Genomic DNA, 9,695 nt, shown 5'->3' with positions numbered 1-9,695 from the left:
TCGCGAGCGCCGTGTAGCCGGTCTTCTCGCTCGCACCGATCATCCGCGCGATGTGCCGCTGCAGCACGTGGCCCATCTCGTGGCCGACCACCGAAGCCAGCTCCGACTCCGTCTGCGTCGTGACCACCAGCCCGCTGTTGATCCCGATGAACCCGCCCGGCATCGAGAACGCGTTGATCTGCGGATCGCGCACCGGGAACAGGTCGAAGTCGGGCGTGTAGCCGCCGATGTAGCGCGCCGCCGCCGCGGCCGCGAGCCGCGCCGCCATCGCGTTCAGGTAGTCCCGCACCAGCCAGTCGTCGAGATAGTCGGGATCGCGCCGCACCTCGCGCATCACGCGCTCGCCGAGCCGGCGCTCGGCGCGCGGCGTCAGCGAACCGCCGGAGCCGTCGCCGAGATCGGGCAGCTCCAGCGCCCGCAGCGGCGCGCGCAGGCTCGCGACCGGCGCCGACGCACCGGCCGCGCCCGAGAACCGGCTTTCCGCGCCGCCGTACGTGCCGAATACGCCGGTCGCGATGCCGGACGGCACGGTGGAAATCGACGTCGGGCCGCCTGCCGCCGGCTCGAGCGGCGGCGCGGATGCGCTCTGCGCATGACCGCCCGGCGGCAGCGCGAGCGCCGCCGACAGCGACACGGCAAGCAACTGTTTGACACGCATGGCAGGATGAAAACGACGCCGTCCCGCGCGCGCGGCGCGCATCGCGGCGTTTGGTCTGAATATTCGGGTCATTGTACCGGCGCCGCGACGACTGTCCCGTGCCGCGCGAGCGTCATCTGCGCCTCCGGCAACGCGAACGCCGCTGCTATGATAAGCGCCCGTTGCGAGGTTGGATCGGTTCGTCGCGCCGGTACGGGATGCGGTGCCCGGCCGGTCGCGCGGCAGGATCGAGGGACGTGCGCGCGCACTCCGTTCCACTAGAGGAAGACATGTCAGGACTCACCCATTTCGATGCCGCCGGCCACGCCCATATGGTCGACGTCGGCGACAAGCAGGAAACCCGGCGCATCGCGATCGCGCGGGGCACGATCCGGATGCTGCCGGCCACGTTCGCGCTGATCCGCGACGGCAAGGCCAAGAAAGGCGACGTGCTCGGCGTCGCGCGCATCGCGGCGATCCAGGGCGCCAAACGCACGGCCGACCTGATTCCGCTGTGCCACCCGCTCGCGCTCACGCGCGTGGCCGTCGAGTTCGAACTCGACGACGCGCTGCCGGGCGTGCATTGCGTCGTGCAGGTCGAGACGTTCGGGCGGACCGGCGTCGAGATGGAAGCGCTGACGGCCGTCCAGGTCGGGCTGCTGACCGTCTACGACATGTGCAAGGCGGTCGATCGCGGGATGGTGATCACCGACGTGAGCGTACGGGAGAAGCGCGGCGGGAAGTCGGGGGACTGGAAGGCGGAAGACGCGGCGGGGTGAATACCCGGGCACCACCGGCCCGCCAATTCGAGATAAAACCGTTTTATCTCATACAATTACCGGATTCCGCACGAGAGAGCGTGCGAACCAGCACAACAAAAGCGAGCACTGGTGATGAATTCGCAAGCGTTAAGAAGCGCGTTGCTGGCCGGACCGGTTCAGCATGAGCGCCTGATCAAACTGGATACCCCGCTCGGCCCCGACGTCCTGTTGCCGCAGCGCGTCACGGGACGATCGCGCCTCGGACGCCATTTCGAGTTCACCGTCGATACCGTGTCGGTATCCGACGACCTCGAACTCAAGAAACTGATCGCGCAGCCGGTGACGCTGTGGATCCAGCAGGCCGACCAATCGTACGCGCCGCACCACGGCTACGTGCATGCGGCCCGCCGGCTCGGGTCGGACAGCGGCGTCACGCACCATCAGATCGTCTTTGCGTCGTTCCTGCACTTCCTGAAGTTCCGCCGCGATCAGCGCATCTGGCAGGACCGGTCGGCGGACGACATCATCGCCGACGTGCTGAACCAGCATCCGCAGGCCAAGGGCCGCTTCACGTTCAAGCTCTACCAGCCGCTGCCGCCGCGCTCGTTCTGCATGCAATACGAGGACGACTGGAATTTCGTCCATCGCCTAATGGAATCGGAAGGCCTGTACGGTTTCTGGGAACAGGACAGCGACGGCAAGTCGCACCGGCTCGTCATCGTCGATCGCATCGACGCGTTGCCCGCGCTGTCGCCGCGAACCGTGCGCTTTCATCACGCGGGCACGGGCGACGAAGCCGACACGCTCGTCCAGTTCAGCGGTACACGCACGCTGCGCAGCGTCGCACGCACCACGCGCACGTTCGACTACAAGCAGCCGCCCACCGCGTCGAATCCGAAGGCCACCCATACGCCGACGATCGCGAACCAGGGCGATCTGCCGCAGCAGCTCGAAGTCTACGAATACACGGGTGCCTACACGTATCCCGAGCAGTCACGCGGCGACCATCTGTCGAAGATCTGGATGGAAGAGCAGGAATCGCACGCGAAGCGCTTTCACGGTGTCGGCGGTGTGCGGCGCATGGACGCCGGACGCGTGTTCGAGTTCGCGGAACACCCCGAACACGACAAGGACGATGCCGGCCAGCGCGAATTCGCCGTGATCGAGACGGCGTGGGTCATCGTCAACAACCTGCCCGTGGCCGACGAGCCGGCCGTTTTCCCGCACAGCCTGCAGGCCGAGATCGGCAGCATCATGCAGGCCACCGATACGGACCGGTCGCGCGTGCGTCATCCCGACGGCAGCGAGGGCTTCTTTCAGATCCGCATCGAGGCGCAGCGCACGACGGTGCCGTTCCGCAGCCCGTTCGAGCACGCGAAGCCGCCGATGCACCTGCAATCGGCGACCGTCGTCGCGCCGCAAGGCGAAGAAGTCCATACGGACGAGCTCAACCGCGTCAAGGTCCGCTTTCACTGGGACCGCTTGAACGACGGCGACGAAAAGGCGTCGTGCTGGCTGCGTGCCACGGCGTCCGATTCGGGCAATGGCTACGGTGCCGTCCACCCGCACCGCAGCGGCGAGGAAGTGCTGGTCGACTTCCTCGGCGGCGACTGCGATCGTCCGATCATCGTCGGCAAGGTCTACAACGGCGCGACGAGCCCGCAATGGCACAGCAACGGCATCCTGTCCGGGTACCGCTCCAAGGAATACGCGGGCGCCGGCTACAACCAGCTGGTGCTCGACGACGCGACCGCGCAGAACCGCGTGCACCTGTACAGCAGCCAGACCAACGCACATCTGCATCTCGGCTACCTGATCGACCACACGGGCAACAACCGCGGCAGCTATCTCGGCAGTGGCTTCGACCTGCGCTCGGACGCCTACGGCGCCGTGCGCGCGAACCGCGGGCTGTACGTCACGACGCATCCCAAGCAGGCGGCCAGCCAGCCGCTCGACGTCGACGAGACCCGGGAGCAGCTCGTGCGCGCGCAAGGGCTGATCGACGCCATGTCGCAGGTCAGCGCGCAGCATCAGGGCGAGTCGCTCGACCCCGGCCACACGGCGCTGAAGCAGTTCAGCGACGCGACGCAGAACAGCGTGAGCGGCAACGCGTCGGGCGGCCGGACCGCCGGCGGCGGAACCGGCAACGCCAACGCGTTCAAGGAGCCCGTGATGCTGTTCGGCAGCCCGGCCGGCATCGGGATGTCCACGCAGCAGTCCGCGCAATTTTCCGCGGACCAGCACATCAACCTCGTCAGCGGGCAAAGCACGCACGTCGCCGCCGGGAAATCGCTGATCGCCAGTGTCCTCGACCGGATCAGCCTGTTCGCGCAGAACGCGGGGATGAAGCTGTTCGCCGGCAAGGGCAAGGTCGAAGTGCAGGCGCAGGCGGACAACATCGAGCTGACCGCGCAGAAGGCGCTGAAGCTGATCGCCGTCACGCAATCGATCGAAGGCGCCGCGGCGAAGGAGATCCTGCTGACGTCCGGCGGCGCCTATATCCGCATCGCGGACGGCAACATCGAGGTGCACGCGCCCGGCAAGATCGACATCAAGGGCGCGCAGCATGCGTTCAGCGGCCCCACCCACCTGTCGCAAACGATGCCGACGCTGCCGAACTCCAACGGCAACTACGACCAGGCATTCATCGCGCACTGGGCCGGCACCGACATTCCGGTCGCGAACACGCGGTACCAGATGTTCTCGAACGGCAAGCTGCTCTCGGAAGGCGTCACCAACGCGGCAGGCGAAACCGGGCTCACGCAGAGCCACGTGCCGCACGACGTCGTGGTCAAGTTTCTAGGGAAATCGAATGGCTGACGGACAACAGGACAAGGTGCTCGGGACCGGTGCGGGGATGCTGACCCCGACGGGATACCAGGATCGGCCGAAGGTGCAGATCAACATCTGCGACAAGCATGTGACGCCGGCTGCGGATTCGATCGTCGGCACGTGTCCGTTCTACTACCAGCCGCTGCACGGCGAGTACTGGGAGACGGTCGAAAAAGTCAGCAAATCGAGCGCATGGGAAACCGTGAAGAAATTCGCGACCTCGTGGGACCCGTGGAAAGACAAGGAAGTCGCGCGCCGTCTGCTGCATCGGCGGGAAGAGTTGATCAAACTGAAGAGCACGGATTCCGACTGGTCGCGCCACGGCAATTTCATGATGCGCCATATCGGTTGCGGCCACAAACCGCCCGATTACTACGTGAGCTACGGCTATTACTATTGTTCGGACTACGGCCAGAATCTGTATCCCACTCTCACGGCAAAAGGAAAGAAATGGCTGGAAACCGCCCGGTGGTGGCTGCAGCGCTACATCGAAATTGGGCTGCAGCAAAACATGCAGGGGGACCAGATCGCATTCAGCAGTGCGAAGCCGGGCAACGGTGAGCTTTCGATGCAAGTGAAACGATACGAACTGGAGCTCGAAAACAACGGAGAGACGTTCAAGACCTTCGCGTTCGTCACGCATCCGTTGGCTTATCTGGACGGAGGGCTGGCCGGTCTACCGGTCTCGGATCTGACCAAGATCGGCATGCGGCCAAATCTTCAGGAATGGGGCGATGGACGGACGCTCAAGCAAGCGTGGGACGCGGGTATCCCCGTCGCCAAACAAAAGGCGCACGACTGGAGCTCGGACGCGGTCGATCAGGTCCGTGAATGGGGCTCGGACGCGGCTAAAAAAGCACGCGAGTGGGGTTCGGACACGTCCGACGAAGTCAGCCGGGCGCTGGATCGTTTGCTAAATAAGTGACATGCCAAAACTCAAACGCTGGAAATGGATCGCCGGGGGTCTTGTTGTCCTGGCCATTGCAACATACGGGTACGTAAATATGGCGACGGGTTGGGAAACAATTTCGACAAACTTCATGCGGAACGACACGCCGTATGGCGGCGGCAACTTCCGCATCAAGGGCAACGACGTGATGAGCGTCAAGCTGGCCAATCCCGTGGTGACGTTCAAGCCCACGGCTGAATCGACGGAACCGCAGCGGCCCGAGCCGACCGAAGCATGGATGAACGACACGGGCGAGTTGCTGAACCGCATGACGATCAGCTTCTTCCGCGGAACCATCGACGGCGGGATGAAACGCCAGTTCCAGCAGGTCGGCCAGAACGCCGCGTGGTGGTACTCCCCGGACTGGTCGGTTCAGTTCCTCAGCACCTCATGGATGGACTACAAGGCCCCGGAGGCACGCGGCGGCGATGCACCGCAAACCACGAAGCTGTGGAAGTCGCTCGACGGCGGCCAAACGTGGTCTCAACTGCAATGGCCCGAAAACCAGAACATTGGCCGGTTGCTCTTCGTCGATCCACAGCGCGGCTACGCGATCGGCTGGGGGCCGAGAGTGTGGCGGACCGCGGACGGCGGTAACACGTGGCAGACGATCGACGTGCCGACCGATGCACGCGTCGCCGACGAGACGCGCAAGAATTTCAATGCGGTGAGTCTCGGCCCTGACGGTGTACTGCGCGTCGCCTACTCCGCCGCTCGGACTGCAGAGGCGCCGTCGCACAGTGTGATCGACCGGCTCGACTGGGAGCGGCACGCATTCGTGACGGAGACCGAACTGCCGGGCCAGGTCGTCACCGCGCTCGATACCACGCCGGGACCGGCAGCACACTATTCGCTGTACGCGCTGTCACGTCTCGACAAGCCGCAAAGCGGCGAGAGTCGCGACAACAGCCGCCGGGCGGGCGCGATTTCCACGTGGACGAACGACCATCCCGAGTCCGTGCACCAACTGCGCACGTTCGACGAGACGCTCCGGCTCGACAGCCTGAGCGTCGGTCGTAACGGCCTCCTGCTCGTCTACGCGACCGACCCGAACTCCGGCAGTCGCGGCGGTGCCCCGATCGACCTGACGTTCACCAGTACCGACGCCGGCAAGTCGTGGGATCAAACAGCCGACAAGGTTGCACAAGGCGGCTACTTCGACGCGCAGACCAACACGCTGTACTGGCTGCACGCTTATACGCTGAAGAAGCGGACTTTCTGATCGCGCGCATGACGGTCGCCGAGGAATTGGCGCATCGTCGCGAAAACCGGATCAGGACGGCAAGCACCGATACGCTCCATCCGGTGTTCGCCTACACACTTCGGAAACGGCAATTCTGATCGCTGCCAGACGCATTTGCCGTGGGCCGAGTCCGCAGAATCGGACGACGCCCCCGGCACGATCGGCCTCATGCCCTCTTCTCCATTGACTTCAGCCAACCCGATGCGCAACCACTCCCGCCTAAAGCGGCTGGCCGCCATCGCGATCGGCAGCATCGCATTGATACTGCTGGTCGAAAATACCGGCTCTCGATGGGAAACCGTTTCGTCGAAGGTGACGTGGCCCGTCCCACTGGCTGGCGTCGGTGATTTCTACGTCGTCGGCAACGAAATCATGTCGCTCACGGTCGCCGACCCTGTGGTGATGCTGAAGCCTCCCGGCGAGTGGAAGAATCCAATGGTCGCCGAACCCACCGAAGCGTGGATGAACAACGCAGCAGAAACCCTCAATCGGCGGACCGTAAATTTCTTCCGTGGCACCCTCGATCAGGGACTGCAGCGCTTCTTGCAAGCGCCGGGCCAACACACGGCGTGGTGGCATTCGCGGGACGGTCAGGTCCAGGTCATCGGCGTCGGCCGGACCAGCTACACGGCGCCACATCCGGCAGACGGCCTCGTCTCGCAGCAAACCCGTGTCTGGAAATCGCTCGACGGCGGCCGGCACTGGTCGCAGCTCGACTGGCCCGAGCACGAGGATATCGATCAGTTGCTCTTCATCGACGCGCGGAGCGGTTATGCGATCGGTCGGGGCCCGGCGGTCCGGCGAACATCCGACGGCGGCGTGTCCTGGCAGCGGATCGCACTACCACCGGATGCAGCCGTCGGCGGTGCTCCCGGGCGCAGCTTCGCAGGAGTAAATCTTGGCCCCGACGGCACCCTGCGAGTGGCTTACCCTGTCGACCGGTCGGCTACGGCCCCTGCCCGCAGCGTCGTATACCGACTCGCGCCAAATCAGCGGGCGTTCGCTCTCGATACCGTCCTGCCTAACCAGACCGTCACTCGACTCGTGTCTGCGCCTGCCACGGCTGGCGGCTACGCGCTTTACACGCTGTCTCTCCTCGACCATGAGAGTGGCGACGATACTGCACCGGATCGCGCACGCCGGACCGGTGTGCTTTCGACGTGGGCGAACACGCGCCCGGAGCGAGTCCGGCAAGTGACGACGTTTGACAGGAAGCTCATCCTGAGCGGCCTCGACGTGGGCCGCGATGGCCTGTTGCTCGTCTATGCGACCGACCCCGGGCACGCAATCGATGATCCACCGATCCCCCTGATGATCAGCAGCACTGACGCAGGCAAGACCTGGAAGCAGAATGTCGACGGGATCGTCTATCACAATCGGTATTTCAATCAGGATACGAACACGCTGTACTCGTTGCTCGATGAAAGACTGAGGAAACTGTCGTTCCCGGTCCGAAATAACCGTGCCTTACAAGACCGAATCCCGTTGCTACGACGGAAGACTCAATTCGATGAATAAATCACCGCGTCGCGCCGCACTCGCGCTATGCGTTGCCACATCGCCCGCCGCCTTCGCCGCCAGCCCCTGCCCCGCCGCCGACACCGCTGCACGCGCCGCGCTCGACGCGCAACACCGCGTGCAACGCGCGCCCAACCCGGAAAGCGACGGCGCCGGCACCGTCGAGGTTTCGCCGCCTTTGCGCGACGCGCTTCGCGCCTACAAGCAAGCGCTCGTCGGCGCGATCGACGCGCGCCTCGTATGCAGCGATGAACATGTCGAAGCGGTCGCACTGAAACGCACGCTCGCGGCAACGCTCGGCGTCCCCGCGCAGCCGGCACAGCCGAAAACCGGCGAATCGGCGTTCGGCCGCAACCCGGACGTCGACGTCACGCGCGACGGCACGTCGCGCCCGCTGCTGTTCGTACGCGCCGGCTTCGACATCGCATGCGGCGACGACAACCTGCTCACCGCGTACGCGTGGGAAAACGGTCGGTGGCAGCGCGTGCTGCGCTGGCAAGCCGACGAATACAAGGACATCGGCGGCGCATACGGCGGCGGCTTCTGGTTCGGCGCGTTGCCGGGCGGACAGGTGGCGGTCGTCCACGGCACACCGTGGTGCTCGTCGCGCTGGAGCCGGTTCGGCGCGGACGTGATCGCGCCGGCCAACGGGTCGGCCGCGCAACGCACGCTGTTCCACACCGCGCACGGCTACGTGATCGACGACGATTCGATCCGCTTCAAGGTGCGCGCCGACGGCTTCGAGCTGCGCACGACGGTCGGCTCGCTCGACGGCGACGTGATGACGCGGCCAGGTATCTTCCGCTATCGCGTCGACGGCGACACCGTGCAACGCGTGCAGCCGGCCGCCGCCAACGGCCGCGATTTCGTCGACGAGTGGCTGAAGGTGGACGACGTGCTCGCGCGCGAATGGAGCGAACCCGAGGCCGCCGGGACCGCGCTGAAAGCCCGGCAGACGTTCAACGCGGAAAGCAAGGCGCCCGATATCGGCTTCGCATACGGCCCGGTACGCGGCTGTTCCGACAGCAAGGATCGCTTCCAGGTCGAACTGGATCTGACGGGCAAGGGTGGAGAAACGGTCGCGCGGCGCTACGCGCTGATCCGCCAGGAGCGCAACGGCTTCACGATGCTCGGGCTGCGCAACGCGTCCGAGCCCGCGTGTCGCGGCGCGGATCTGATGCCGCGGCACTGAGCCGTCAGCCGCGTGGCGCAGCGGTGAAATCGCGCCGGACAGCCGACAACGACAAGTGACTGGGGCGTGGCGGCACGGCGCGATCGCCCGCACCGACCGTGCGTCATTCGGCGCGCCGCGGCTCGAACACGAACGGTTGCGTGAGCAAGAAGGGATTCGCCGTCGCGCCGGTCTGCACGCAGCTCGCGTGCGTCATCGCTTCGACGGCCGCGCGATCGGCCGCCGCGTTGCGGCTGCTCGTCGTCACGGTGACGTTCTGCGCTTCGCCGGACGTCGTCATCAGCGCGCGCACGAGCACGGTCGCCGGGCGCGTGAGCGGCTTCGCGGTATCCGGATAGACGGCACGCGGAATGTGGCAGGTCAGCTTGCTTTCCTGCGACGACGACAGCATCGCGCAGCCGGAAAACAGCATCGCGACGGCGGGCAGGGTCAGGTAGGTCGAGCGAATGGCCATGGTCGAATATCGTTCTTCAGCACTGTTCTGGGCACACGCGCCGCGCAGCCGAGGCCTTCCCCCGCCCGCATCGCGTGTGTCGCACTGCGCCGCGGCCATCGGACCGGCG

Annotated in this window: 8 protein-coding genes; 6 read left to right on the top strand and 2 right to left on the bottom strand. The window is 65.5% G+C overall.

Annotated elements, in window-relative coordinates:
• Nucleotides 1–658, bottom strand: a 658-nt coding sequence (locus JMF90_RS10820) for a M48 family metallopeptidase (RefSeq protein WP_201325098.1), incomplete at its 3' end; no start/stop codon positions are given.
• 269 nt (nucleotides 659–927) lie between these two features.
• Here JMF90_RS10820 and moaC point away from each other — a divergent pair.
• The 6 genes from moaC to JMF90_RS10790 all read left to right on the top strand — a co-directional run bounded on the left by moaC (nucleotide 928) and on the right by JMF90_RS10790 (nucleotide 9,132).
• On the top strand, nucleotides 928–1,416 hold the full coding sequence (gene moaC / locus JMF90_RS10815; protein ID WP_011546113.1) for a cyclic pyranopterin monophosphate synthase MoaC: 489 nt from the start codon (nucleotides 928–930) through the stop codon (nucleotides 1,414–1,416).
• A 114-nt stretch (nucleotides 1,417–1,530) separates the two neighbouring features.
• Nucleotides 1,531–4,218, top strand: a complete 2,688-nt coding sequence (locus JMF90_RS10810; protein ID WP_011694388.1) for a type VI secretion system Vgr family protein — start codon at nucleotides 1,531–1,533, stop codon at nucleotides 4,216–4,218.
• Nucleotides 4,211–5,155: a hypothetical protein gene (locus tag JMF90_RS10805; protein WP_011546115.1), complete on the top strand. Its 945-nt coding sequence runs from the start codon at nucleotides 4,211–4,213 to the stop codon at nucleotides 5,153–5,155. Before JMF90_RS10810 ends, JMF90_RS10805 begins: the two co-directional genes overlap by 8 nt.
• 79 nt (nucleotides 5,156–5,234) lie before the next feature.
• The gene (locus JMF90_RS10800; protein WP_011546116.1) at nucleotides 5,235–6,401 is read left to right on the top strand and encodes a hypothetical protein; all 1,167 of its coding nucleotides are present in this window, start codon (nucleotides 5,235–5,237) and stop codon (nucleotides 6,399–6,401) included.
• 189 nt (nucleotides 6,402–6,590) lie between these two features.
• Nucleotides 6,591–7,940 carry a glycosyhydrolase gene (locus JMF90_RS10795; protein WP_011694389.1) on the top strand — a complete coding sequence of 450 codons (1,350 nt, stop codon included), beginning with the start codon at nucleotides 6,591–6,593 and terminating at the stop codon, nucleotides 7,938–7,940.
• Nucleotides 7,933–9,132, top strand: a complete 1,200-nt coding sequence (locus tag JMF90_RS10790; RefSeq protein WP_011546118.1) for a hypothetical protein — start codon at nucleotides 7,933–7,935, stop codon at nucleotides 9,130–9,132. The genes JMF90_RS10795 and JMF90_RS10790 overlap by 8 nt, the downstream gene beginning before the upstream one ends.
• 103 nt (nucleotides 9,133–9,235) lie before the next feature.
• Here the strand turns inward: JMF90_RS10790 and JMF90_RS10785 are convergent, their stop codons facing one another.
• Nucleotides 9,236–9,586: a TonB family protein gene (locus JMF90_RS10785; protein ID WP_041489244.1), complete on the bottom strand. Its 351-nt coding sequence runs from the start codon at nucleotides 9,584–9,586 to the stop codon at nucleotides 9,236–9,238.
• Nucleotides 9,587–9,695: the final 109 nt, after the last annotated feature.

Source organism: Burkholderia sp. E168m23 (assembly GCF_016586125.1).
GTDB lineage: Bacteria > Pseudomonadota > Gammaproteobacteria > Burkholderiales > Burkholderiaceae > Burkholderia > Burkholderia orbicola.
This window is presented reverse-complemented; position numbering and strand designations above follow the sequence as displayed.

What these genes read in the sequence shown, in the direction of transcription:
- JMF90_RS10790 (WP_011546118.1), top strand. Translation starts at nt 7,933, where the DNA reads ATGAATAAATCACCGCGTCGCGCCGCACTCGCGCTATGCGTTGCCACA.
- JMF90_RS10800 (WP_011546116.1), top strand. Translation starts at nt 5,235, where the DNA reads ATGGCGACGGGTTGGGAAACAATTTCGACAAACTTCATGCGGAACGAC.
- JMF90_RS10810 (WP_011694388.1), top strand. Translation starts at nt 1,531, where the DNA reads ATGAATTCGCAAGCGTTAAGAAGCGCGTTGCTGGCCGGACCGGTTCAG.
- moaC (WP_011546113.1), top strand. Translation starts at nt 928, where the DNA reads ATGTCAGGACTCACCCATTTCGATGCCGCCGGCCACGCCCATATGGTC.
- JMF90_RS10805 (WP_011546115.1), top strand. Translation starts at nt 4,211, where the DNA reads ATGGCTGACGGACAACAGGACAAGGTGCTCGGGACCGGTGCGGGGATG.
- JMF90_RS10785 (WP_041489244.1), bottom strand. Translation starts at nt 9,586, where the DNA reads ATGGCCATTCGCTCGACCTACCTGACCCTGCCCGCCGTCGCGATGCTG.
- JMF90_RS10795 (WP_011694389.1), top strand. Translation starts at nt 6,591, where the DNA reads ATGCCCTCTTCTCCATTGACTTCAGCCAACCCGATGCGCAACCACTCC.